General features: G+C 71.4%; 19 protein-coding genes. 8 read left to right on the top strand and 11 right to left on the bottom strand.

Features of this window, described 5'->3' with window-relative positions:
• Window positions 1-147 precede the first annotated feature (147 nt).
• The 3 genes from ACZ6TU_RS13785 to ACZ6TU_RS13775 all read left to right on the top strand — a co-directional run bounded on the left by ACZ6TU_RS13785 (window position 148) and on the right by ACZ6TU_RS13775 (window position 5,916).
• Window positions 148-3,879: an ABC transporter ATP-binding protein gene (locus ACZ6TU_RS13785; RefSeq protein ID WP_469548274.1), complete on the top strand. Its 3,732-nt coding sequence runs from the start codon at window positions 148-150 to the stop codon at window positions 3,877-3,879.
• Window positions 3,880-3,990: 111 nt separating this feature from the next.
• Window positions 3,991-4,383, top strand: coding sequence for a hypothetical protein (locus ACZ6TU_RS13780; RefSeq protein WP_467668195.1), 393 nt, complete (start codon window positions 3,991-3,993; stop codon window positions 4,381-4,383).
• Window positions 4,384-4,479: 96 nt separating this feature from the next.
• On the top strand, window positions 4,480-5,916 hold the full coding sequence (locus tag ACZ6TU_RS13775; RefSeq protein WP_467668197.1) for a S28 family serine protease: 1,437 nt from the start codon (window positions 4,480-4,482) through the stop codon (window positions 5,914-5,916).
• A gap of 45 nt (window positions 5,917-5,961) precedes the next feature.
• Here ACZ6TU_RS13775 and ACZ6TU_RS13770 read toward each other — a convergent pair whose 3' ends face one another.
• A complete protein-coding gene (locus tag ACZ6TU_RS13770; protein WP_469548271.1) occupies window positions 5,962-6,618 on the bottom strand; it encodes a hypothetical protein in 657 nt (218 codons plus the stop codon).
• Window positions 6,619-6,729: 111 nt separating this feature from the next.
• Entirely contained in the window at window positions 6,730-8,565 is a 1,836-nt protein-coding gene (locus ACZ6TU_RS13765; protein ID WP_469548269.1) for a glycoside hydrolase family 3 protein, read from the bottom strand.
• 441 nt (window positions 8,566-9,006) lie between these two features.
• Between ACZ6TU_RS13765 and ACZ6TU_RS13760 the strand changes: the two genes are divergently transcribed.
• Entirely contained in the window at window positions 9,007-9,636 is a 630-nt protein-coding gene (locus ACZ6TU_RS13760; protein WP_467668203.1) for a GNAT family N-acetyltransferase, read from the top strand.
• A 75-nt stretch (window positions 9,637-9,711) separates the two neighbouring features.
• On the opposite strand, the gene ACZ6TU_RS13755 is transcribed toward ACZ6TU_RS13760, so the two are convergent.
• Genes ACZ6TU_RS13755 through ACZ6TU_RS13745 form a run of 3 tightly spaced genes read right to left on the bottom strand, consistent with a single transcriptional unit; the run spans window position 9,712 to window position 12,862 of the window.
• Entirely contained in the window at window positions 9,712-10,548 is an 837-nt protein-coding gene (locus tag ACZ6TU_RS13755) for a sugar phosphate isomerase/epimerase family protein (protein WP_469548266.1), read from the bottom strand.
• On the bottom strand, window positions 10,545-11,714 hold the full coding sequence (locus ACZ6TU_RS13750) for a dihydrodipicolinate synthase family protein (protein ID WP_469548264.1): 1,170 nt from the start codon (window positions 11,712-11,714) through the stop codon (window positions 10,545-10,547). Before ACZ6TU_RS13750 ends, ACZ6TU_RS13755 begins: the two co-directional genes overlap by 4 nt.
• Window positions 11,711-12,862 (bottom strand): Gfo/Idh/MocA family protein, encoded by a 1,152-nt coding sequence (locus tag ACZ6TU_RS13745; protein ID WP_469548262.1) that lies wholly within the window; start codon window positions 12,860-12,862, stop codon window positions 11,711-11,713. The genes ACZ6TU_RS13750 and ACZ6TU_RS13745 overlap by 4 nt, the downstream gene beginning before the upstream one ends.
• 334 nt (window positions 12,863-13,196) lie before the next feature.
• Between ACZ6TU_RS13745 and ACZ6TU_RS13740 the strand changes: the two genes are divergently transcribed.
• Window positions 13,197-14,243 (top strand): LacI family DNA-binding transcriptional regulator, encoded by a 1,047-nt coding sequence (locus ACZ6TU_RS13740; RefSeq protein ID WP_306970802.1) that lies wholly within the window; start codon window positions 13,197-13,199, stop codon window positions 14,241-14,243.
• A gap of 359 nt (window positions 14,244-14,602) precedes the next feature.
• Here ACZ6TU_RS13740 and ACZ6TU_RS13735 read toward each other — a convergent pair whose 3' ends face one another.
• Complete coding sequence (locus tag ACZ6TU_RS13735) at window positions 14,603-15,175, bottom strand: dihydrofolate reductase family protein (RefSeq protein ID WP_467668211.1); 573 nt, start codon at window positions 15,173-15,175, stop codon at window positions 14,603-14,605.
• A gap of 292 nt (window positions 15,176-15,467) precedes the next feature.
• Between ACZ6TU_RS13735 and ACZ6TU_RS13730 the strand changes: the two genes are divergently transcribed.
• The 3 genes from ACZ6TU_RS13730 to ACZ6TU_RS13720 all read left to right on the top strand — a co-directional run bounded on the left by ACZ6TU_RS13730 (window position 15,468) and on the right by ACZ6TU_RS13720 (window position 18,117).
• A complete protein-coding gene (locus ACZ6TU_RS13730) occupies window positions 15,468-16,400 on the top strand; it encodes a bifunctional helix-turn-helix transcriptional regulator/GNAT family N-acetyltransferase (RefSeq protein WP_467668213.1) in 933 nt (310 codons plus the stop codon).
• 44 nt (window positions 16,401-16,444) lie between these two features.
• Window positions 16,445-17,248: a sugar phosphate isomerase/epimerase family protein gene (locus tag ACZ6TU_RS13725; RefSeq protein ID WP_467668215.1), complete on the top strand. Its 804-nt coding sequence runs from the start codon at window positions 16,445-16,447 to the stop codon at window positions 17,246-17,248.
• 365 nt (window positions 17,249-17,613) lie between these two features.
• Window positions 17,614-18,117 (top strand): GNAT family N-acetyltransferase, encoded by a 504-nt coding sequence (locus ACZ6TU_RS13720; protein WP_467668217.1) that lies wholly within the window; start codon window positions 17,614-17,616, stop codon window positions 18,115-18,117.
• 243 nt (window positions 18,118-18,360) lie between these two features.
• On the opposite strand, the gene rbsD is transcribed toward ACZ6TU_RS13720, so the two are convergent.
• The 5 genes from rbsD to ACZ6TU_RS13695 form a co-directional block, all read right to left on the bottom strand.
• Window positions 18,361-18,750: a D-ribose pyranase gene (gene rbsD, locus ACZ6TU_RS13715; RefSeq protein WP_469548259.1), complete on the bottom strand. Its 390-nt coding sequence runs from the start codon at window positions 18,748-18,750 to the stop codon at window positions 18,361-18,363.
• The gene (locus ACZ6TU_RS13710; protein ID WP_467668221.1) at window positions 18,747-19,649 is read right to left on the bottom strand and encodes a ribokinase; all 903 of its coding nucleotides are present in this window, start codon (window positions 19,647-19,649) and stop codon (window positions 18,747-18,749) included. The genes rbsD and ACZ6TU_RS13710 overlap by 4 nt, the downstream gene beginning before the upstream one ends.
• Before the next feature lie 75 nt (window positions 19,650-19,724).
• Window positions 19,725-21,674 (bottom strand): ABC transporter permease/substrate-binding protein, encoded by a 1,950-nt coding sequence (locus tag ACZ6TU_RS13705; RefSeq protein WP_469548257.1) that lies wholly within the window; start codon window positions 21,672-21,674, stop codon window positions 19,725-19,727.
• Window positions 21,664-23,196: a sugar ABC transporter ATP-binding protein gene (locus ACZ6TU_RS13700; protein WP_469548255.1), complete on the bottom strand. Its 1,533-nt coding sequence runs from the start codon at window positions 23,194-23,196 to the stop codon at window positions 21,664-21,666. Before ACZ6TU_RS13700 ends, ACZ6TU_RS13705 begins: the two co-directional genes overlap by 11 nt.
• Window positions 23,193-24,212, bottom strand: a complete 1,020-nt coding sequence (locus tag ACZ6TU_RS13695) for a LacI family DNA-binding transcriptional regulator (protein ID WP_467668227.1) — start codon at window positions 24,210-24,212, stop codon at window positions 23,193-23,195. The genes ACZ6TU_RS13700 and ACZ6TU_RS13695 overlap by 4 nt, the downstream gene beginning before the upstream one ends.
• Window positions 24,213-24,428: the final 216 nt, after the last annotated feature.

Genomic DNA, 24,428 nt, shown 5'->3' with positions numbered 1-24,428 from the left:
CTAAGCGCTTGCTCAGACTAAGATACCGGCGAGTATCAACCATCGTCCAGGGTGGGGGCGGGGTAACGCTCGTCACGCCGCGGGATGAAAACAGCCTCCCACGGCGTTGGTGCCTTCCGGCAGACCAGACGATCGGAGGGCACCCGCGTGACACCGCAACGGGGATGGGCACGACGACTGTGGGCCTACGCATGGCGCCACCCGAAGGACGTCGTACTCGCCCTCGGCTCCTCGCTGGGCGGCATGGCCGTCATGGCGCTGGTCCCGCTGATCACGAAGGTGATCATCGACGACGTCATCAGCGACCACACCCGCTCGATGACCACCTGGGCCGGCCTCCTCGTCGCCGCCGCACTGGTCGTCTACGTCCTCACCTACATCCGCCGCTACTACGGCGGCCGCCTCGCCCTCGACGTCCAGCACGACCTGCGGACGGAGATGTACGGCACGATCACCCGGCTCGACGGCCGCCGCCAGGACGAGCTGTCCACCGGCCAGGTCGTCGGCCGGGCCACCAGCGACCTCCAGCTGATCCAGGGCCTGCTCTTCATGCTCCCGATGACCATCGGGAACTTCCTGCTGTTCCTGATCTCCCTGGTGATCATGGCGTCGCTGTCCTGGCCGCTCACCCTGGTCGCCCTGGCCGTCGCCCCCGCCCTGTGGTGGATCGCCAAGCGCAGCCGCACCCGGCTGCACCCCTCCACCTGGTACGCCCAGGCCCAGGCCGCCGCCGTCGCCGGCGTGGTCGACGGTGCCGTCAGTGGTGTCCGCGTGGTGAAGGGCTTCGGGCAGGAGGAACAGGAGACCGGGAAGGTCAGGGACGTCAGCCGCAGGCTCTTCGCCGGGCGGCTGCGCACCATCCGCCTGAACTCCGTCTACACCCCGGCCCTCCAGGCCGTCCCCGCCCTCGGCCAGGTCGCGATGCTCGCGCTCGGCGGCTGGCTCGCGGTGGGCGGGCACATCACGCTCGGCACGTTCGTCGCCTTCTCGACCTACCTCGCCCAGCTCGTCGGCCCGGTCCGCATGCTCGCCATGGTGCTCACCGTCGGCCAGCAGGCCCGCGCGGGCACCGAACGCGTCCTGGAGCTGATCGACACCGAGCCGTCTCTCGAGGACGGCCGGAAGGACCTGCCCGCCGACGCCCCCGCGACCGTCGAGTTCGAGGACGTCTCCTTCGGCTACGACGTCGCCCCCGGCAAAACCAGCCCCGTCCTCGACGGGCTCTCCTTCGAGATCCGCCCCGGCGAGACCCTCGCCGTCGTCGGCTCCTCCGGCTCCGGCAAGTCCACCGTCTCCCTCCTCCTGCCGCGCTTCTACGACGTCACCCGCGGCGCCGTCCTCGTCGGCGGCCACGACGTGCGCGAACTGACCCTTCAGTCGCTGCGGGCCGCGATCGGGCTGGTCCCGGAGGACTCCTTCCTCTTCTCCGACACGGTCCGCAACAACATCGCCTACGGCCGCCCGGACGCCACCCAGGAGGAGATCGAGAAGGCGGCCCGCGCCGCCCAGGCGGACCGTTTCATCAGGGAGCTGCCCGAGGGTTACGACACCACGGTCGGCGAGCACGGCCTCACCCTCTCCGGCGGCCAGCGCCAGCGCGTCGCCCTCGCCCGCGCCATCCTCAGCGACCCGCGCCTGCTGGTCCTGGACGACGCCACCTCCGCGGTGGACGCCCGGGTCGAGCACGAGATCCACGAGGCCCTGAAGGAGGTCATGCGGGGCCGCACCACCCTGCTGATCGCCCACCGCCGCTCCACCCTGAACCTCGCCGATCGCATCGCCGTCCTGGACGGCGGCCGCCTCGCCGACATCGGCACCCACGACGAACTCCAGCGGCGTTCCGCCCTCTACCGGCGCCTGCTCACCGACCCCGACGAGCTGGGCGCGGTCTCCCCGGGCCACACCCAGCCGGCCTGCCCGCAGGAGGACACCTCCGTACGGGACGAGCTCGACGCGGAGTTCGACGCCGAGCGCGGGGTCACCCCACGGCTGTGGACCGGCGACCGCGAGCGCAAGGACCTCGCCCTCGCCGAGAGCCCCGCCACCCCCGAGCTCCTCGCCCAGGTGGAGGCGCTGCCCCCGGCAACCGATGCCCCCGACGTCGACGAGAAGCAGGCCGTCCAGCCGGAGAGGTCCTACGGCCTGCGCCGGCTGCTGCGCGGCTTCGGGCTGCCGCTGCTGGTCAGCCTCGGTCTGGTCGCCGTCGACGCGGGCATGGGCCTGCTGCTGCCGATCATGATCCGGCACGGCATCGACTCGGGCGTCACCCAGGCCGCGCTCGGCGCCGTGTGGGCGGCGTCCCTGCTCGCGCTGCTGACGGTGGCCGTGCAGTGGGCGGCCCAGGTCGGCGAGACCCGCATGACCGGACGCACCGGCGAGAGGGTCCTGTACTCGCTCCGCCTGAAGATCTTCGCCCAGCTCCAGCGCCTCGGGCTCGACTACTACGAGCGGGAGCTGACCGGCCGGATCATGACCCGGATGACGACCGACGTCGACGCGCTGTCGACGTTCCTCCAGACGGGCCTGGTCACCGCCTTCGTCTCGGTCGTCACCTTCTTCGGCATCATGGTCGCCCTACTGGTGATCGACGTGGAGCTCGCGCTGGTCGTCTTCGCGACGCTGCCGCCGCTGATCATCGCCACGTACTTCTTCCGCCGGGCGAGCGTGAAGGCGTACGAACTGGCCCGTGAACGCGTGTCGGTGGTCAACGCCGACCTCCAGGAGTCGGTGTCCGGGCTGCGGATCGTGCAGGCCTTCCGGCGCGAGCGGGACGGCGGGCGGCGGTTCGCCGGGCACAGCGACAGCTACCGTCAGGCGCGCATCCGGGGCCAGTGGCTGATCTCCGTGTACTTCCCCTTCGTGCAGTTCCTGTCGTCGGTGGCGGCGGCGGCCGTGCTGATCGTGGGCGGGGCGCGGGTCGACGACGGGACGCTGGCGATCGGCTCGCTGGTGGCGTACCTGCTCTACATCGACCTGTTCTTCGCGCCCGTGCAGCAGCTGTCCCAGGTCTTCGACGGCTACCAGCAGGCGTCCGTCTCGCTGGGCCGCATCCAGGAGCTGCTCCAGGAGCCGACGTCGACGAAGTCCGCCGACGAACCCCGCGAAGTCCTCTCCCTGCGCGGCGAGATCGCCTTCGAGGACGTGCACTTCGCGTACGGCGACGGCGAGGAGGCCCTCGGCGGGGTCGACCTGCGCATCCCCGCCGGGCAGACCGTCGCGTTCGTCGGCGAGACCGGCGCCGGGAAGTCGACCCTCGTCAAGCTCGTGGCCCGCTTCTACGACCCCACCGGTGGCCGGGTCACCGTCGACGGCACCGATCTGCGCGCCCTCGACCTCACCTCGTACCGGCACCGTCTGGGGGTCGTCCCTCAGGAGGCGTACCTCTTCCAGGGCACCGTCCGCGACGCCATCGCCTACGGCCGGCCCGACGCCACCGACGCCGAGGTCGAGGCGGCGGCCCGGGCGGTCGGCGCGCACGAGATGATCGCCACTCTGGAGGGCGGCTACCTCCACGAGGTCGCCGAGCGCGGCCGCAACCTCTCCGCCGGACAGCGCCAGCTGATCGCCCTGGCCCGCGCCGAGCTGGTCGACCCGGACGTCCTGCTGCTCGACGAGGCGACGGCCGCCCTGGATCTGGCCACGGAGGCCCAGGTCAACCAGGCCACCGACCGCCTCGCCGGCCGCCGCACCACCCTCGTCGTGGCCCACCGCCTCACCACCGCCGCCCGCGCCGACCGGGTCGTCGTCATGGACCACGGCCGGGTCGCCGAGGACGGCACGCACGAGGAGCTGCTCGCGCGCGGCGGGCGGTACGCCGAGCTGTGGCGGACGTTCATCGGCGCCGCGGAGCCGGAGGAGCCGGTCGGCGCGTCCCGGTGAGGCCCGCGCGACCGGCGTTTTCGTAACGCTCGTGCAACCGTCCGACATACGCCATGCGTCCATACACCTGTACGCCGATGGTCGCGCACGACGCGGTACGGGAGGACGACAGTGGACAGTGGAGCGATACGCCGGCGGCTCGCGCTCGGCCTGGCCGTGCTGACCGCCTCCGGCCTGCTCGCCGTGGCGGCGCCGGGCGAGGCGCAGGCCGCCGCCTCCGCCCACTGTCCCGGCCGCAAGGTCCGCACCCTGCCGTTCTCCACCGGAACCGTGCTCGTCTACAAACGCGGCGGCTACGTCTGCGCCGTGACCCTCACCAAGAAGCCCGGCGTGAAGCGGAAGATGTCGGTGAGCGTGCAGGCACGCGGCAACCGCCCGGTCGTCGACGACGGCCGGTACTCCTACCACGCCGGCCCGGTGATGGTGCACGCCGGGCGCCGCTGCGTATGGCTGAAGGGCAGGGTGGGGCGGGGGACGTTCAGCTCCGGCTGGATCCTGTGCTGACGACCGGCGCATAGAGGGTTTTCCCCATGTCCCCTGGTGCTGGGGGGAGTTGGTCCGCTAGCTTCCGGCGCACATCTGTCTCACAGGGGAGTGCGCATGCGCAAGGCGCTCAGATGGCTGCTGGCGCTCACGGTGCTCATAGGCACCTTGAGTACGGCGGGGGCGGCCACCGCCGCCGACGCCACCGGCACCGACGGCACCACCGACATCAAGGAAAGGCTGCTCTCCATACCGGGCATGAGCCTGGTCGAGGAGAAGCCGTACACCGGCTACCGCTTCTTCGTCCTGAACTACACCCAGCCGGTCGACCACCGGAAGCCGTCGAAGGGCACGTTCCAGCAGCGCATCACCGTGCTGCACAAGGACGTCTCCCGCCCGACGGTCTTCTTCACCAGCGGCTACAACGTCTCCACGACGCCCCGCCGCAGCGAGCCGACCCAGATCGTGGACGGCAACCAGGTATCCCTGGAGTACCGCTTCTTCACCCCGTCCCGCCCCGACCCGGCGAACTGGTCCAAGCTGGACATCTGGCAGGCGGCCAGCGACCAGCACCGCGTCTTCAAGGCCCTGAAGAGCGTCTACGGCAAGAACTGGATCTCCACGGGCGGTTCGAAGGGCGGCATGACCGCCACCTACTACGAGCGCTTCTACCCGCGCGACATGGACGGCGTCGTCGCCTACGTCGCCCCCAACGACGTCGTCAACAAGGAGGACTCGGCCTACGACCGCTTCTTCGCACGCGTCGGCACCAAGGAGTGCCGCGACCGGCTGAACGCCGTGCAGCGCGAGGCGCTGGTGCGCCGTGAGCCGCTGGAGAAGAAGTACGCGGCCTACGCGAAGGAGAACGGCCTCACCTTCGAGACCATCGGCAGCCTGGACAAGGCCTACGAGGCCGTCGTCCTCGACTACGTGTGGGGCTTCTGGCAGTACAGCCTGCTGAAGGACTGCGACCAGATCCCGGCCGACGCGAAGAAGGCCACCGACGACGACATCTGGACCTCCGTCGACACGATCTCCGGTTTCTCCGCCTATGCCGACCAGGGCCTGACGACCTACACGCCGTACTACTACCAGGCCGGCACGCAGCTCGGCGCGCCGACGATCCGGTTCCCGCACATCGAGAAGCAGTACATCCGCTACGGCTACCAGCCGCCGCGGAACTTCGTCCCGCGTGACATCCCCATGAAGTTCCAGCCGGCCGCGATGCGGGACGTCGACACCTGGGTCCGCCACAACGCCCGCCGGATGCTCTTCGTCTACGGCCAGAACGACCCGTGGGGCGCCGAGCCGTTCCACCTCGGCCAGGGCGCGAAGGACTCCTACGTCCTCACCGCTCCCGGCATGAACCACGGCGCCAACGTCGCGGGCCTCGTGCCCGAGCAGAAGGACCTCGCCACCGCCCGCATCCTCGACTGGGCCGGAGTCGCCTCCCGCGCGGTGCAGGCGGACCCGCAGGCGGCGAAGCCGCTGGCGAAGTTCGACGCCAAGCTCGACAAGCGGGACCCGCAGCGGGAGCAGACGCTGCGGCCGTAAAACCCGGCAGGAGCCTGTAGCGCTCCTGTCGCGCCCGGCCGTCGCTCACAGCGGCCGGGCGCACCCCACGGGCCGGTCGCCGCCGAGCCGGACGTACAGGACGGTCGGGGCGGGACAGTCGGCGCGCCTGGCGACGGCCTCGGTCACCTCGTACTCCGGCTCCCGCTCGCCGTTCCCGTCGCACGCGGTCTCGCGGACCTGCCCGTCGCCCGAGCCGTAGACGCAGTCGCCGACGATGGTGCGGGGCCCGCCACCGCCGCCCGGGTCGCCCGGGTGCGGCGGCTGGAGGTTGCGCATACAGGCGTAGCCCTGCTGCACCGCCCCGTCGCCGTCCTCGTCGGACACGGGCCGCTGCTCGCTGATGTGCAGCACGAAGTCCGTGGTCGCCGGGCAGCGCGGCCCGTCCCGGACCGTGCCGTCGTGCCGCGCCACGACCCGGGCCGCCGCCCGCTCACCGGCGCACGGCACCTCGGTGAAGCTCGTCGTGCCGAACGAACTGCACTCGTCGACCGCGAGGAACACCGCCCCGTACCCGGACGGCCGGGTCACCGGCGGTGATCCGGCGGTGGTCGTTCCCGGCGCCGACCCGCCCGGCCGGCCGCTCTCCGCGACACCCGCCGACGGGCTCTGGCACCCGGTCAGCAGCGCTCCGAGCAGCACGAGCAGCGCCCACACCACCCCCGCCGAACTTCTCTCGCGCATCGCCGTCCCCCCAGTGCCGCAGCCCAGCGTGGCCCGCCGCCGGGGCGCACGCCAGGCACATGGGGCGGTTTGCGCACGTTGGGGGTGGTGCGCCCGGTCCGTGGCGTACGTCTAGTACGACAGCCCGTACCCGATCGGGTACAGCACCTGCTCCGGATCATCCGCCCGCTGCACCGGCACCGGGAGTTTCCCGCGTGGTGCCACCCGTCCCGCGATCACCCGTGCGGCGGCCCGCAGTTCGACGTCGGTCCAGGAGTAGGCCGCGAGGCACGCCGGGACGGTGGACAGCCGGGCCACGTCGTACGGATTGCGGATCGCGACCGCCACGACCGGCCTCCCCGTCGCCACGAGCTGCTCGACCAGCGTCTTCTGGCCGCTGCCCGCCGTGACGTTGTACGTCGCCGCCACCACCGCGTCCACGTCCCGCGCCGCCGCGACCGCCCTGGCGATGGTCGCCGCGGACGGGGCCGTCCCGGTCGACAGGGCGGTGGCGGTGAAGCCGAGCTCCGTCAGCGCGGCGGCGAGTACCCCGGTGGGCGGTCCGGTCGTCCCCGACGGCGAGGCCGGATCGGCCCCGACCACCAGCACCTTGGGGTACCGGCGCCGGGACAGCGGCAGCAGCCGCCCCTCGTTGACGAGCAGGGTGGTCGTCCGCTCGGCGATCCGGTCGGCCGCCGCCAGGTGCGCCCGGGTGCCGACGGTGCGATCGACACCCTCCTGACCGACGTACGGCGCGCGGAACAGCCCCAGCTTCGTCTTCAGCCGCAGGATCCGCAGGACCGACTCGTCGAGCCGCGCCTCGGTCAGCTCGCCGTTCCGCACGGCCGCCAGGACCGCGTTCCAGGCGAGGTCCAGATCCGGCGGGTTGAGGAGCTGGTCCACGCCCGCCTTGAGCGCGAGCACCGGCACCCGGTCGTCGCCGTACTTGGTCCGCACGCCCTCCATGCCGAGGGAGTCCGTGACCACGACCCCGTCGTAGCCGAGCCGCTCGCGGAGGATGCCGGTGAGGATCGGGCGGGAGAGGGTGGCCGGGTCGCCGGAGTCGTCCAGGGCCGGGACCATCAGGTGCGCGGTCATGATCGAGTCGATGCCCGCGGCGATCGCCGCCCGGAACGGCGGTGCGTCCAGCTTCTCCCACAGCTCCCGGCTGTGCGTGATGGTCGGGAAGCCGGTGTGGCTGTCGACGTTGGTGTCCCCGTGCCCGGGGAAGTGCTTGGCGGTCGCCGCCACCCCGGACCCCTGGTACCCGGCGACCTCGGCGGCCACCAGCGCGGCCACCGCCTTCGGGTCGGCGCCGAAGGACCGTACGCCGATGACAGGGTTGGCCGGGTTGACGTTCACGTCGGCCACGGGGGAGTAGTCCTGCCGGATGCCCATCGCCCGCAGCTCACGCCCCGCGATCCGCCCGAGGCTCCGGGCGTCGGACCGCGATCCGCCCGCGCCGACGGCCATGGCCCCCGGGAAGAGCGTCGCGGGCCTGCCCACCCGGGCGACGATCCCGTGCTCCTGGTCGGTGGAGATGAGCACGGGCAGCCCGCGCGGCAGTTCCAGGGAGGCCCGCTGGATGCCGTTGGAGAGGTCCGCGATCTGGTGCGGCTCGCGGGTGTTGTGCGCCCAGGCGAAGTAGATGATGCCGCCGACCCGGTACTTCGCGACGAGGTCGGCGGCCGTACGGACCCCGATCTCCTTCAGGTTGGCGTCGACGTCGGCCTGGTCGGGGGCGGTGGCGGAGTGGCCGTAGACCCGCATCACGAAGAGCTGGCCGACCTTCTCCTCCAGCGTCATACGCGAGACGAGGGCGCGCAGTCTCTTGTCGTCGGGGGCGCCGGCGGCGTACGCGGGCCCGGCGGCCGCGAGGGCGCCGACGGCGCCGGCCGTGGCGGCGAGGACGGTGCGTCTGGAGGGCTGTGCGGTGTTTCCCGTGCTTCCCGTGCCGGTGTCGTGCACGTGCGCTCCTTCCGGAGGTGATCCGCTGGGATCCGCTGAAGGAAACTTCCGAGAGGCCACCAATAACCGGGAAGTTTCTGCCAGTCAAGGGAGTGCACAGTAACCGCACAGGGGCCGCCACCGGCGCGGTTGGAGGGGGACGCGCCGATGGCGGCGGTGCCGCCGGCCGCGGTACGGCGGAGAGGGTGGTCAGCGATCGCAGCCAGCAGCGAGGGCCGACACCGCACCGTGGTGACTCTCCGGCGGCCTGCGCATTGGACGACGGGAGTCCGGGCCGGGTTCCCGGCCCGGGCCGGATTTCCGGAAGTCGGTACGCGGGTGAAGCAGGGGTTCAACGGGGCGGATGAGCCACCGCTTCCGGCCACTGCTCGCTGAGCACGCGGATGCGGGTGCCGCGTATTTCGGTCGACGCCCCGGGCCGCGTACGGAAGGCTTGCCCTCGTGAGCTTCGCACTGGAAGGACCCGTCCTGGAAGGTGCTCTGGTCCGTCTGGAGCCCTTGGGCCACCGGCACGCCGCCGAGTTGGCGATGGCGGCGACGGAGGACCGGGACACCTATGCCTTCACCTGGGTACCGGCTGCCGACGAGGTGGATGCCTACATCGACGCGCAACTCGCCCGCGCGGCGACGGGGCGGCTCGCGCCCTACGCGCAGATCTCGACGGCCACGGGACGCGCGGTCGGTGCCACGGCCTACTGGGAACCACGCTCCTGGCTCGCGGACGACCAACTCGACGCGGTGGAGGTCGGCTTCACCTGGCTCGCCCGTTCCGCCCAGGGCACGGGCGTGAACGCCGAGGCGAAGCTCCTCCTCTTCCGGCACGCCTTCGAGGAGTGGGGCGTCTCGCGCGTGGACCTGAAGACCGATGCCCGCAACAGCCGCTCCCGCGCCGCCATCGAGAGCGTGGGCGCCCGCTTCGAGGGCGTGTTGCGGAACTGGTCCCGGTCGTGGGCCCCCGGTGAGGAAGGGCGGCTGCGCGATTCCGCGATCTTCTCGGTGACGGAACCGGAGTGGCCGCGGTGCCGGGAGAGGCTGGAGGAACGGGTGAACGGGTTCCTCACGCGGTCGTAGGCCACGACCACTCGATACGGCCGCTGCCCCGCCCAGTTCCGCGGGGCGGGGCAGCGAGCGTGGTTCAGGGCCGGATCACGAGGTGTGCTCGACGAACCTCGCCGCCGTCTCGGCCAGTACCTCCCGCCCGTCCCGTGCCCACAACCCGTCGTTGAACAGCTCGACTTCGATGGCACCGGTGTAACCGGCCGCCTCCACGTACGCCTTCCACTCCCGCATGTCGATCGAGCCGTCGCCGATCTGGCCGCGGCCGGTCAGCACGCCCTCCGGGAGCGGAGTCGTCCAGTCGGCGAGCTGGAAGGTGTGGATCCGGCCGCCCGCACCCGCCCGGGCGATCTGCGCGGGAGCCGTGTCGTCCCACCAGATGTGGTACGTGTCGACGGTGACCCCGACCTGGTGCGCCGGGAAGCGTTCGGCCAGGTCCAGGGCCTGGGCCAGCGTCGACACCACGCAGCGGTCGGAGGCGTACATCGGGTGGAGCGGCTCGATCGCCAGGCGGACGCCGTGCCGCTCCGCGTAGGGGCCCAGTTCCGACAGGGCGTCCGCGATGCGTTCCCGCGCGCCGTGCAGGTCCTTGGAACCGGCCGGGAGCCCGCCCGAGACCAGGACCAGCGTGTCGGTGCCCAGCGTCGCCGCCTCGTCGATCGCCCGGCGGTTGTCGGCCAGGGCCTCCGCGCGCTCTTGCGGGTCGATCGCCGTGAAGAAGCCGCCCCGGCACAACGTCGTCACCGTCAGACCCGCGTCCCGGACCAGCTTGGCCGTGGCCTCCAGGCCGTACGACTGGACCGGCTCGCGCCACAGACCGACGTTGCCGATGCCCGACTGGACGCAGACGTCCACCAGTTCCGGCATCGACAGCTGCTTCACCGTCATCTGGTTGATGGAGAAGCGCTCCAGCTCCGCGGCGCTCACTGGTCCACCCCGTACACGCTCAGCAGGTTCTTCATCCGCTCCTCCGCCAGCTTCGGGTCGGGGAACAGGCCCAGACCGTCGGCGAGTTCGTACGCCTTCGCGAAGTGCGGGAGCGAGCGGGCCGACTGGAGGCCGCCGACCATCGTGAAGTGGGACTGGTGGCCGGCCAGCCAGGCCAGGAACACCACGCCCGTCTTGTAGAAGCGGGTCGGGGTCTGGAAGAGGTGCCGGGAGAGTCCGACCGTGGGGTCCAGCAGGTCGCGGAAGCCCTGCGTGTTCCCCGTGTCGAGGACCCGGACCGCCTCCGCGGCCAGCGGGCCCAGCGGGTCGAAGATGCCGAGCAGGGCGTGGCTGAAGCCCTGTTCGTCGCCGGCGATCAGCTCGGGGTAGTTGAAGTCGTCGCCCGTGTAGCAGCGCACGCCCTGCGGCAGACGGCGGCGGATGTCGATCTCGCGCTGCGCGTCCAGCAGCGAGACCTTGATGCCGTCGACCTTGTCCGGGTGGGCGGCGATGACGTCCAGGAAGGTGTGGGTGGCGGCGTCCAGGTCCGTCGCGCCCCAGTAGCCCTCCAGCGCCGGGTCGAACATGGGGCCGAGCCAGTGCAGGATCACCGGCTCGGACGCCTGACGGAGCAGGTGGCCGTAGACCTCCAGATAGTCCTCCGGCCCCTTGGCGACCGCCGCCAGAGCCCGCGAGGCCATCAGGATCGCCCGCGCGCCCGACTCCTCGACGACCGCGAGCTGCTCCTCGTACGCGGCGCGGATCTCCGCCAGGCTGTACGGGTAGCCGACCTCGGTGGCCGACAGCTGGTCCGTGCCCACACCGCAGGCGATCAGGCCGCCGACCGACTTCGCCTCCGCCGCCGACCGGCGGATCAGCTCCGCCGCGCCCGCCCAGTCCAGGCCCATGCCGCGCTGGGCCGTGTCCATCGCCTCGGCGACGCCCAGCCCGTGCGACCACAGATGCCGGCGGAAGGCCAGGGTGGCGTCCCAGTCGACGGCGGCGGGCGAGTCGGGCGAGACGTCCGCGTACGGGTCGGCGACGACGTGCGCCGCCGAGTAGACCGTGCGGGAGGTGAAGGGCGTGCCGGGGCTCACCAGGAGCGGTTCGGTGCGCGGCTCGTACGTCCGCGACGCCCCGTTGCTGTCCGGGAGTCGGATGGTCACGGCTGGATCTCCGGAACGTCGATACGGCGGCCCTCGGCCGAGGACTTCAGGCCCAGCTCGGCGAGCTGGACACCGCGGGCGCCGGCCAGCAGGTCCCAGTGGTAGGGGGCGTCGGCGTAGACGTGCTTGAGGAACAGCTCCCACTGCGCCTTGAAGCCGTTGTCGAACTCGGCGTTGTCCGGGATCTCCTGCCACTGGTCGCGGAAGACCTCGGTGGCGGGGATGTCCGGGTTCCAGACCGGCTTGGGCGTGGCCGAGCGGTGCTGGACGCGGCAGTTGCGCAGGCCGGCGACGGCCGAACCCTCGGTGCCGTCCACCTGGAACTCGACGAGCTCGTCGCGGTTGACGCGCACGGCCCAGCTGGAGTTGATCTGGGCGATGGCGCCGCCCTCCAGCTCGAAGATGCCGTACGCGGCGTCGTCGGCGGTGGCGTCGTAGGGCTTGCCGTTCTCGTCCCAGCGCTGCGGGATGTGGGTGGTGGCGATGGCCTGGACGGACTTCACCCGGCCGAACAGCTCGTGCAGGACGTACTCCCAGTGCGGGAACATGTCGACGACGATGCCGCCGCCGTCCTCGGTCCGGTAGTTCCAGGACGGGCGCTGCGCGGCCTGCCAGTCGCCCTCGAAGACCCAGTAGCCGAACTCGCCGCGCACGGACAGGATCCGGCCGAAGAAGCCGCCGTCGATGAGGCGCTTCAGCTTCAGCAGGCCGGGGAGGAAGAGCTTGTCCTGGACGACGCCGTGCTTGATGCCGGCCTCGTTCGCCAGCCGGGCGAGGTCCAGGGCGCCGTCGAGGCCGGTGGCCGTCGGCTTCTCGGTGTAGATGTGCTTGCCGGCCGCGATGGCCTTCTTGAGCGCCTCCTCGCGGGCGGAGGTGACCTGGGAGTCGAAGTAGATGTCCACCGTCTCGTCGGCGAGGACCGCGTCCAGGTCGGTCGAGACGTGCTCCAGCCCGTGCCGCTCGGCCAGCGCCTTGAGCGCGTGCTCACGGCGGCCGACCAGGATCGGCTCGGGCCACAGCACGGTGCCGTCGCCGAGGTCGAGGCCGCCCTGCTCACGGAGGGCGAGGATGGAGCGGACCAGGTGCTGGCGGTAGCCCATGCGCCCGGTCACGCCGTTCATGGCGATACGCACCGTCTTGCGTGTCACGTCGTTCCCTTCGTACGCGGTCGTCGCGCCGCGTACGCCCCACTCTTCACAGGTGGCCCGGTGAGCGACCTGTGGACTGGTGAGCGGTACAGCAAGCGCTTTCTATACATGAAGAAGCTAGCCTCTGAACCGCGGTCCGGACAAGACCGTGACCAGGACGAGTTGTTCGAGGGGGCGAACACCTCGGGGTCGGGGGCTTAAGGTCTGCTCGGAACCATGGCCATAGGTCCATCGGTGCCGGGGCGTCGGTTCCATCGGAACCAAGGCCACAGGTCTGTATGTGTACGAGGGTGACGAGGGCGGACGACGAGATGCTCGACCGGAGGACGACGAGATGACGGTGACCCTGGCGGACGTGGCGGCCCGCGCGCAGGTCTCGCCCGCGACGGTGTCGCGCGTGCTGAACGGGAACTACCCCGTGGCCGCATCCACCCGGGAGCGGGTGCTGAAGGCCGTGGACGAGCTGGACTACGTGCTCAACGGGCCCGCGAGCGCCCTGGCCGCCGCCACCTCCGACCTGGTCGGGATCCTGGTGAACGACATCGCCGACCCGTTCTTCGGGATCATGGCGAGCGCGATCCAGGCCGAGATCGGCGGGCCGGGCGGCCGCGCGGGCGGGGAGAGACTCGCGGTGGTCTGCAACACCGGCGGCTCTCCCGAGCGGGAGCTGACGTATCTCACGCTGTTGCAGCGGCAGCGGGCGGCGGCCGTGGTGCTGACCGGCGGGGCGATTGAGGACGCTGCGCACCAGGCGGCGATGGACACCAAGGTGCGGAAGCTGGCCGACGCCGGGACGCGGGTCGTCCTGTGCGGACGCCCGCCGGCGCCGGAGACCGGCGCGATCGCGCTGACCTTCGACAACCGCGGAGGCGGGCAGGAACTCACCGAGCACCTGATCGGGCTCGGGCACCGACGGCTCGGCTACATCGCGGGCCCGGAGGAGCGGACGACGACCCGGCACCGGCTGGAGGGGCACCGGGCCGCGCTCGCCGCGCACGGCATCGAGGAGGACCCCCGGTGGACGGTGCACGGGCGGTACGACCGGCGGTCCGGCTACGAGGCGACGCTGGAGCTGCTGCGGCGCGACCCGTCGCTGACGGCGGTCGTCGCCGCGAACGACTCCGTCGCGCTCGGGGCGTGTGCGGCGCTGCGGGACTCCGGGCTGCGGATTCCGGAGGACGTGTCGGTGGCCGGGTTCGACGATCTGCCGTTCAGCATCGACGCGGTGCCTGCGCTGACGACCGTGCGGCTGCCGTTGGCGGAGGCCGGGGCGCGGGCCGGGCGGATCGCGATGGGACGGGAGGAGGCGCCGCCCGGGGGGATCGCCTCGGTGCGGGGGGAGTTGATGGTGCGGGGGTCTTCCGGGGTGCCGCGCGCCTGATCGTGCTGGTGCTGGGGGTGGTGCCGGGGCTCGGAGCAGGTGAAGCCCGACAGCGGCGTTTCGACGGTCACCCCGTGAGGCGCCGGTCGATGAGTCGCCCTCGAACGAGGCAGGCTGATGGCCCAGGCCGTTGTCGATGAGGAACTGATCTGGTCCGTGTCGGTGGACTGCACGATCGTGCGAACTCACCAGCACGCGCCCCGGGGCCCTCGAGAAGGGCCCCGGCCGGCGAACCGGCCGGCCACGCCCTCGGCCGGTCCCGCGGCGGGCTCCGCCAAGCTCCGTTCGCCCGCCGAGCAGGTCCCTCCGACGAGTGCCGTGTCCGGGGACGTGGCGGCGGGGCGAGTGCGGGAGCCTTGTCAGCGGACGACGTCGAAGACGTTCTTCTGCAGACCGTTGGCGTAGACCTCGTGCTCGACGAGCTTCAGCTTCTGGGTGTCCTTGTCGGTGGCGCTGAACAGACGCTTGCCCGCGCCGAGCAGGAGCGGGAAGACGAGCAGGTGGTAACGGTCGATCAGGCCGGCGTCCGAAAGGGCCTGGTTCAGGGCCGCGCTGCCGTGGACGATGATCGGGCCGCCCTCGGTCTCCTTCAACGCGGCGACGTCGTCGAGCGAGCGCAGGATCGTGATCTCACCCCAGTTCGACACCAGATCGTCCTCGGTGAGGGTGGTGGAGACGACGTACTTCGGCATCACCTTGTAGTCGGCGAAGTCCTCCATGCCGGGCCACACCGGGCTGAACGCCTCGTAGCTGGTCCGGCCCAGGAGCATCGCGGTGGCTTCCTTCTGCTCCCGGCCCTTGATCTCGAATGCCTCGGGGAGGAATTCGATGTCCTTGAAGGTCCACCCGGCGTTCCGGTAACCGGGCTCGCCGCCCGGGGCCTCCACGACGCCGTCGAGCGAGATGAAAGCGGTGCTGATCAGGGTACGCATCTAAGGTTCCTAGGTATCTCGTGTCCGGTTCTCAGCAGGTTCCGTCGGTGCACGCTTCCACAACACTCGCGGCTGCGGCGCACCAATCACGATGTCTGACTGCGGATCACGGAGAAACTCATCGGCCGTCGCCCGTCCCTCCCGTCTGCCTCGGCCGTCGTCCGGATCAGCTCGGCGAGCCACACGCGGTCGGGCTCGTTGATCGAAACGAAACTCCTGGTTTCGGATGCCCTGGACGTCTAGGATCGACTCAAGGAATCTCTGACTGAGTCAAGCATCGGGGGTCGTGGCCATGACCGTTCAGGACATCCGCTCCTTCAACCGCTTCTACACGAACGTCATCGGCGCGCTCGACTACGGCCGTCACCTCTACGCGCCTTACACCCTCACCGAGTCCCGCGTGCTCTACGAGCTCGCGCACGCGCCGCGCACGGACGCCGCCGACCTGCGGGCCCAGCTGCACCTGGACGCCGGGTACCTGAGCCGCATCCTGAACAAGTTCGAGGAGGACGGCCTGGTCGAGCGCGGACCGTCCGAGACGGATCCGCGCCGGCGCAGTGTCACCCTCACCGAGCGCGGCCGGGAGGCCGCCGCGCTCCTCGACGAGCGGGCGCGCCAAACGGTCGGGGCGATGCTGGACACCGTGCGCGCCGAGGACCGGCCGCGGCTGGCCGAGGCGCTGCGGACCGTCCGGACACTTCTGGGTGAGGGCCGGGCGCCACGCCCCGAGGACGTCGTCCTGCGCGACCCCGTCCCCGGCGACCTCGGCTGGATCGTGCAGCGCAACGCCGCCCTGTACGCCGCCGAGTACGGCTTCAACCTCGACTACGAGGGCTTGGTCGCCCGGATCGTCGCCGAGTACGGCGAGGACCACGACCCGCATCTGGAGCGGACGTGGATCGCCGAGCTGGACGGCCGGCCGGTGGGGTGCGTGATGTGCGTACGGGACGACGTGCCGGGGGCCGCTCGGCTCCGGCTGCTGCTCGTCGAGCCGGACGCGCGCGGCCTGGGCATCGGGGACCGGTTGGTCGGGGCCGTCGTCGCCTTCGCGCGCGAGGCCGGATACCGCGAGATCGTCCTGTGGACCAACGACATCCTCGCCGCCGCCCGCCGCATCTACCAGCGCCACGGCTTCGTGCTGGTCGCGGAGAAACCGCACCGCTCCTTCGGCCAGGACCTGGTCGGCCAGGACTGGCGACTGGATCTTCTCGCAACACCCGAGTGACCAAGGGGAGTCGCCGGCAGGGGTGCCGGGTAGGGTCCGTCCACATGAAGCTGGCGTTCTCCACCCTCGGTGTCCCCGGCCTGCCCCTGCCCGACGTCCTGCGGCTCGCGACCGCGCACGGCTACCACGGAGTGGAGCTGCGTGCCCACCCCGAGGAACCGGTCCACCCCGGCCTCGGCTCCGCCGAACGAGCCGATGTCGCGGCCGAGTTCAAGGGGTCGGGCGTAGAGATCCTGGGCCTGGCGGGCTACGCGCGGGTCGCCGCGCCGGGCGACGACGAGCCCGTCCTGGCCGAGATCCGCTCCCTCCTCGACCTGGCCCGTGACCTCGGCGCCCCGTACATCCGGGTCTTCCCCGGCGGCGACCTGGACGTCCAGACCCCGGAGGAGGCCGACGCGACGGCCGCCCGGCGGCTGGGCACGGCCGCCGAGTACGCGGGCGACCTGGGCGTCCGCATCCTCCTGGAGACCCACGACTCGCACCGCACCGCCGCCGACGCGATGCGCGTCCTCGGGCTGGTCGGCCACCGCCAGGTGGGCGCGCTGTGGGACGTGATGCACACCTGGCTGGGCGGCGAGCAGCCCTCGGAGACCTACGCGGCGCTCTCCCCGCACCTCGGCTACGTCCAGGTCAAGGACATCGCCTCCGCCGAGGACACGACCCCGCTGCCGCTCGGCGCGGGCGTCCTGCCGCTGGCCGAGTGCGTGGAGGTCCTCTCCCGGCACGGCTGGGACGGCTGGCTGTGCTGGGAGTACGAGAAGCGCTGGTACGAGTCGGCCGCCGAACTGCCAGGCCTGCTGGGACCGGGCCGCGAGCATCTGAACCGGCTGCTGAACGACTCGGCGTGACGGGGCGCGGGGCGCCGGCCCGGAGCACGGGCCGCACTCGCCGCGCTGCGCGAGCAACTGCCCGTCGACGACGGGCCGGTCGGCCTCCTCGGCGCCTCGCTCGGCGGAGCCGTGGCGTGTCGGGTGCTCACCACGTGGCGGATTCCGGTCCGGTCGGTCGCCCTGGTCAACCCCGCCGGCGAACTGGACTTCGTAGGTCGAGCTGATCACCGGGCCGGACCTCGCGCACCCCTTGGCCGAGGAACCCGGTCTGGAACCGGCTCCGCAGCTGCCTGCCGCCAGGGCGGTCGACGAAGTCCTGACGAAGGGCAGCCGCCATGAAATGGATTGCGGCCCCGCTGCCCGCGTCGCTAGCGTCGCCGCCCATGCCCCCGACCCTGCGCACGCCCCGCCTGCTCCTCGACGCCTACACCCCGGAGGACGAAGAGGACTTCGTCGCCCTGTTCCAGGACACCAGGGTGTCCCGGTGGATGGGGGACGGCCCCGCTGCCGAGGCGGACGACCGGGCACTGTTCGGGCGGATCTTCAGCAAGGTCTACGCCCAGGAACTGTTCGACGTGTGGGCGGTCCGGCGCGGTGGGCGACTGGTCGGGCATGCGGAGATCAAGCGGACGGACGCGGTCGACGGCCACGAGATCGTCTATGCCCTGGCCCCGGAGGCCTGGGGCAGCGGCCTCGGGACGGAGCTGGCGGAGGCACTCGTGGGATACGGCTTCGACGTACTCGGGCTGACCGAGGTGCACGCCACCGTCGCCGCGCAGAACGAGGCCTCGCTGCGCCTGCTGGGCCGGATCGGGTTCACGCACGTCCGGGACGTCGAGGAGGACGACGGCGGCCTCACCCGCGTGCTGACCCGGCCGGCGCGGTGATCTCCTCAGATATCCGGCAAGAATCAGGCAAGAAATTCTCACCTGACCGTGCAACCCTTTCCGTCCTCCGCGGGTCGTACATGGCGTCAGGGCTTTCTGGAGGGGGATCCGGGGGGATTGCGGGGGTTCTGACGGGAGGGGAAAAGCCGAGGGGGCCCGGTCCGCGGACCGGGCCCCCTCGAAGCGTCACCGGGCACGCGCCGGCACGCGCACGGGCGGCGATCAGAAGAAGACTCAGAAGGCTCAGAAGAAGACGCCACACCTCAGCAGCACGTTCGCGTACGGCCGTGCCTCGCCCGTGCGGACCACCAGCCGGGCCCCGGCCGACAACTCCTTGAGCCGCTCGTGCGACACCAGGTCCAGCGACGGAAAGTGCCCGTCCAGGAGTTCCGAAGCCCCCTGGTTCGCTTCCCGTACCTCCGTCGCCGCAGTCGCCCCCTCGACCACCAGCTCGGCCAGCAGCCCCTCCAGCACCTCGGCGAACGTCGGCACCCCGGCCCGGAAGGCGAGGTCCACCACCCGAGGGCCGTCGGGAATGGGCATGCCCGCGTCGCACACCAGCACCCCGTCCCCGTGGCCCAGCTCGGCCATCGCACCGGCGAGGTGACGGTTCAGTATTCCGTTCCGCTTCACAGCTCAGCGACCTCCGCCGCCGTCGGGAAGGACGCCTGCGCGCCCTCCTTCGTCACGGTCACCGCCCCTACCCGCGCCGCGTACGCGGCCGCCTCCGCAAGGGACTCACCGGCCCCCAGCCGGAAGGCCAGCGCGGCGGTGAACGCGTCACCCGCGCCGGTCGTGTCCACGGCGCTCACCTTCACGGACGGAACCCGGGAGACGCCTTCCGCGGAGGCGACCAGCGCGCCCTCCGCGCCCAGCGTCACCACCACCGACCGCGGGCCCTTCGCGAGCAGGATCCGCGCCCAGTCCTCCGGGCTGTCCCCCACGGCGGCCGAGCCCAGGATCACCTTCGCCTCGTGCTCGTTGACGATCAGCGGGTCGCACGCCGCCAGCACCTCCTGCGGAAGGGGGCGCGGCGGCGAGGGGTTCAGCACGAAACGGCTCTCCGGCGCCAGGTTCCGTACGACCTCCACCACAGTCTCCAGCGGGATCTCCAGCTGTGCCGAGACCACCCGGGAGGCGTGGAAGAGGCTCCCGGCGGCGCTGACGTCCTCCGGCACCAGCCGGCCGTTCGCGCCCGGCGAGACCACGATGCTGTTGTCCCCGGACGGGTCGACCGTGATCAGCGCGACCCCGGTCGGCGCGCCGCCCACCAGGACACCCACCGTGTCGACGCCGGACTCCCGCTGCGAGTCCAGCAGCATCCGCCCGTACGCGTCGTCGCCGACCCGGGCCAGCAGAGCCGTACGGGCTCCGAGCCGGGCGGCCGCGACCGCCTGGTTCGCGCCCTTGCCGCCCGGGTGGACGGCCAGGTCGGAGCCGAGCACGGTCTCGCCGGCACCGGGCCGGCGCTCGACACCGATCACCAGGTCGGCGTTGGCCGACCCCACGACCAGGAGGTCGTAGTCGTACATGAGTCGTCTCCCCACATGAGTGACATGGGCGGGCGGCCCCACCAGCCGTGGGTGACCGCCCGCCGTTCCCCGATGTCAGCCGCTGAAGCCGGCCACGTTCTCCTTCGTGACCACCTTCACCGGCACCTTCACCATCTCCTCGACCTTCTTGCCCTGGAGTGCCTTCAGGGCGTTGTCCACGGCGATCTTCCCGAGCTGGGACGGCTGCTGCGCCACGGACGCGTACAGCGTGCCGCCCTCGACCGCCTTCAGTCCGTCAGGCGTGCCGTCGAACCCGACCACGGAGACCGACTTGCCGGCCTTGGAGCCCAGGGCCTTGATCGCGCCGAGCGCCATCTCGTCGTTCGCGGCGATGACGCCCTGGACGTCCGGGTGGGCCTGGAGCAGGTTCGACATCACGTCGAGGCCCTTGGTGCGGTCGAAGTCCGCGGGCTGCTGGGCCACGACCTGGATGCCCGGGTAGGCCTTGAGGCCGTTCGCGAAGCCCTGCGCGCGCTCGCGGGCGGCGGAGGTGCCGGCCTGCCCCTGGAGGATCACGATCTTGCCCTTGCCGCCCAGCTTGTCGGCGATGGTCTTCGCGGCGAGTTCACCGCCGGTGACGTTGTCGGAGGCGACCAGCGTGTCCGTCCTGGCGTCGTTGACGCCGCGGTCGACGGCGATGACCGGGATCTTCGCCTTGTCGGCGGCCTTCACGGAGTTGCTCGCCGCGTCCGAGTCCACCGGGTTGACGATGATCGCGCCGAGCCCGGAAGTGGTGAAGTTCTGGAGCTGGTTGGCCTGCTGGGAGGCGTCGTTCTGCGCGTCCGTGACGGTCAGGTCCACGCCCAGCTTCTTCGCCTGGGCCTGGGCGCCCGCCCGGATCTGTACGAAGAAGGGGTTGTTGAGGGTGGACAGCGACAGGCCCATCTTCGGGGTGCTGGCGGCGGAGGAGCCGTTGTGCAGGAAGGACGTGGCGCCGACGATCGCGACGGTGACGACGGCAGCGAGCGCGTACGTCGCCGCCTGCCTGCCCTTGTCGCCGCCGGTGCCGGCCCCGGCCGGGGTCGCCCCGGCCTTGCGCCGCGCGGTGTCGAGCAGCACGGCCAGCGCGATGACGACGCCGATGACCACCTGCTGCCAGAACGCCGACACGTTCAGCAGGTTCAGCCCGTTGCGCAGCACGGCCAGGATCAGCGCGCCGATCAGCGTGCCGGACGCCTTGCCCGTACCGCCCGCCAGGGACGCCCCGCCGATGACGACCGCGGCGATCGCGTCCAGCTCGTAGCCGTCCGCTGCCTGGGGCTGCGCGGAGGACAGCCGGGCGGCGAGCACGACACCGGCTACGGCGGCGAAGACGCCCGAGAAGGCGTAGATCGCGAGCTTCTGCTTCTTCACGCGCAGGCCGGACAGCCGCGCGGCCTCCTCGTTGCCGCCGATCGCGTACATCGAGCGGCCGATGTACGTCCGGCCGAGCACGAACGCAGCGATCAGGCCCATCACGACCATGACGAGCACCGGCACCGGCAGCCAGCCGCCGAGCGTGTCCCCGAGGTGGGAGACCGAGTCGGGGAAAGCGATCGGGGAGCCCTCGGAGATGACGAGGGACAGGCCACGGGCCACCGACAGCATGGCCAGCGTCGCGATGAACGGCGGCAGCTTGCCGTAGGAGATCAGGATGCCGTTGACCAGGCCGCACGCGATGCCGGTCGCTATGGCCAGCAGGACGGCGAGGAACACGGGGACGCCCGCCGAGGTGGCGCTCCACGCGAGGACCGTGGCCGACAGCGCGGCGACCGAGCCGACCGACAGGTCGATGCCCGCCGAGACGATCACGAAGGTGACACCGAAGGCGAGGATGGCGGTGACGGCCGCCTGCACGCCGACGTTCAGGAGGTTGTCGGTCGTCAGGAAGTCGCCGGACAGCGCCGACATCGCGATGACGAGGACGATGAGCGCGGTGAGCGCGCCGTTGTCGAGCAGGAGACGGCGCAGGCCGCCCGAGGCGCCACCCGCGCCCGTCGTGCTCTTGAGCGTGTCAGTGGCCACGGGAGGCCTCCGTTCCGGTCGTGGTCGTGGTCGTCGGAGTGCTGACGGCGAGTGCCATCACGGCGTCCTGGGTCGCCTCGTCGGCGGAGAGTTCACCGGCGATCCGGCCCTGCGCCATCACCAGCACCCGGTCGCTCATGCCGAGCACCTCGGGCAGATCGCTGGAGATCATCAGGACGGCCGCGCCGGCGGCGGTGAGTTCGTTGACGAGCTGGTAGATCTCGACCTTGGCGCCGACATCGATGCCGCGCGTCGGCTCGTCGAGAATCAGCACCTTGGTGTCGGCGAGCAGCCACTTGCCGATGACGACCTTCTGCTGGTTGCCGCCGGAGAGGGTGCGCACGTGCTGGCCGAGTCCGGCCATCCGCACCCCGAGCTGCCCCGCGATCCGCTCGGCGGCCTCGCGCTGCCCCTTGAGGTCGACGAGCCCCGCGCGCGTGGCCGACCGCAGCGTCACCAGCCCGAGGTTCTCCTCGACCGACGCGTCCAGCACCAGGCCCTGGCCCTTGCGGTCCTCGGGGATGAGCCCGATGCCCGCGGTCATCGCCGCGTTGACGTCGTACTTGGCGATCGGGGCTCCGGAGACCTTCACGGTGCCGTGGTCGTACGCGTCGGCCCCGAATACCGCCCGTACGACCTCGGTACGGCCGGCCCCGACCAGCCCAGCGATGCCGACCACCTCACCGGCGTGCACCTCGAAGCTGACGTCATGGAAGACGCCGTCCCGGGTCAGCCCCTCGACGGTGAGCAACGCGGCGCCCTTGTCGGCCCGTTCGCGCGGATACTGCTGCTCGATCGACCGCCCCACCATGAGCCGTACGAGCTCGTCCTCGGGCGTGGAGGCGGGCACCTGCCCGACGCTCCTCCCGTCCCGGATGACCGTCACCCGGTCACCGAGGGCGGCGATCTCCTCCAGGTGATGCGTGATGAACACGACCCCGACGCCGTCCTCGCGCAGCGTGCGCACGATCGCGAAGAGCTTGTCGACCTCCTCGGAGGTGAGCACGGCCGTCGGCTCGTCCATGATCAGCACACGGGCGTTCAGGCTGAGCGCCTTGGCGATCTCGACCATCTGGAGGCGCGCGATACCGAGTTCGCGGACCCGCGCGCGGGGCGACACGTTCACGCCGACCCGCTTCAGCAGGACCTCGGCGTCGGCCTCCATCCGCTTGCGGTCGATCATCCCGAAGCGGCGCGGCTGGCGCCCGAGGAAGATGTTCTCGGCGACCGTCAGGTCGGGTACCAGGTTGAACTCCTGGTAGATGGTGGCGATCCCGAGCCGCTCGGAGTCCTGCGCACCCTGGATGCGCGTCTCCTCACCGCCGACCAGGATCCGCCCGGCGTCGGGGGTGTAGGCGCCGGAGAGCATCTTGATGAGGGTGCTCTTGCCGGCACCGTTCTCACCGAGCAGTACGTGCACCTCGCCCCGGCGCAGGTCGAAGTCGACGCCGTCCAGCGCGACCACGCCGGGGAAGGTTTTCCGTATGCCCTCGATGCGCAGCAACTCGTCCGCGTTGCTCACGTCGTGCTCCTTTGCACTGGGGTGGGGTTCTCGCCGCACGAGCGGCGTACGACGAGCCGGGCGGGGAGGGTGACGGACTCGCCGGGCCGCCCCTCGATGCGGTCGACCAGGGCCCTTACGGCGGCCCGGCCCAGCTCGCCCGTGGGCTGGGCGATCGCGGTGATCGGCGGATCGGTGTGCACGAACCACCGGATGTCGTCGAACGCGGCCAGCGCGAGGTCGTCCGGTACGCGCAGGCCACGCGCGCGTACCGCGTCCAGCGCGCCGAGCGCCATCAGGTTGTCGGCCGCGAAGACGACCTCGGGCGGCTCGGCGAGGTCGAGGAATCCCTCGGTGACCAGACGGCCGCTCTCGGCCTGGAAGTCGCCCTGCCCTATGTAGGCGTCGGGCAGTTCGAGCCCGTACGCGCCGAGCGCCTCCCGGAAGGCCTCGACACGCTCGCGGCCGGTCGTGGTCGCCGCCGGGCCCGCGATGATGGCGAGCCTGCGATGCCCCAGCCCGTGCAGATGCGCCACGAGGTCCCGTACGGCGGTCTGCCCGTCGGCCCGCACCACCGGCACGTCCACGCCCGGGATCCACCGGTCCACGAACACCATGGGCGTCCCCGCCCGCGCGGCGTCCAGCATCAGCGGCGAGCCGCCGTCCGTGGGGGAGACGAGCAGCCCGTCGATCCGCCGGTCCAGCAGGTTCCGTACGTGATGGTCCTGGAGGTCGGGCCGCTCGTCGGCGTTGCCGATGATGACGCTGTAGCCGAGCGCGCGGGCCTCCTCCTCGACGGAGCGGGCCAGTTCGGTGAAGTACGGGTTCAGTACGTCGCTGATGACCAGGCCGAGCGTGTGGGTCTGGTCGGTGCGCAGGGACCGGGCGACGGCGTTCGGGCGGTAGCCCAGGGACTCGACGGCGGCCAGCACGCGCGTGCGTGCGTCGGCGCTGACCGACGGGTGGTCGTTCAGGACGCGCGAGACCGTGGCGACGGACACGCCGGCCTCGGCAGCGACGTCCTTGATGCTGGCCACCGCCGCTCCACCTCCTTGTGGATCAGTCGTGGGAGCACGTGCCATCAGTCGGGGAGCACGTGCCGAAGTGCTCGTGGAATCGATTACATCGACGCAGGGATGGAATCGATTACACGCCGGTAAATCAAGACCCTGAGGGCACCTCTTGACCGGATCGTGATGTCGCGGGGTGCTGCCCGACGGTTCAGGGTGGAAGGAGGGGGTCCGTTGTCGCGA

It is taken from the genome of Streptomyces sp. NPDC052064 (genome assembly GCF_055585925.1).
Note: the sequence above shows the minus strand (reverse complement) of the source record. Positions and strands in the feature narration are given on the sequence as shown.

What these genes read in the sequence shown, in the direction of transcription:
- ACZ6TU_RS13740 (WP_306970802.1), top strand. Translation starts at nt 13,197, where the DNA reads ATGACGGTGACCCTGGCGGACGTGGCGGCCCGCGCGCAGGTCTCGCCC.
- ACZ6TU_RS13710 (WP_467668221.1), bottom strand. Translation starts at nt 19,649, where the DNA reads ATGTACGACTACGACCTCCTGGTCGTGGGGTCGGCCAACGCCGACCTG.
- ACZ6TU_RS13775 (WP_467668197.1), top strand. Translation starts at nt 4,480, where the DNA reads ATGCGCAAGGCGCTCAGATGGCTGCTGGCGCTCACGGTGCTCATAGGC.
- ACZ6TU_RS13770 (WP_469548271.1), bottom strand. Translation starts at nt 6,618, where the DNA reads ATGCGCGAGAGAAGTTCGGCGGGGGTGGTGTGGGCGCTGCTCGTGCTG.
- ACZ6TU_RS13720 (WP_467668217.1), top strand. Translation starts at nt 17,614, where the DNA reads ATGCCCCCGACCCTGCGCACGCCCCGCCTGCTCCTCGACGCCTACACC.
- ACZ6TU_RS13725 (WP_467668215.1), top strand. Translation starts at nt 16,445, where the DNA reads ATGAAGCTGGCGTTCTCCACCCTCGGTGTCCCCGGCCTGCCCCTGCCC.
- ACZ6TU_RS13730 (WP_467668213.1), top strand. Translation starts at nt 15,468, where the DNA reads ATGACCGTTCAGGACATCCGCTCCTTCAACCGCTTCTACACGAACGTC.
- ACZ6TU_RS13735 (WP_467668211.1), bottom strand. Translation starts at nt 15,175, where the DNA reads ATGCGTACCCTGATCAGCACCGCTTTCATCTCGCTCGACGGCGTCGTG.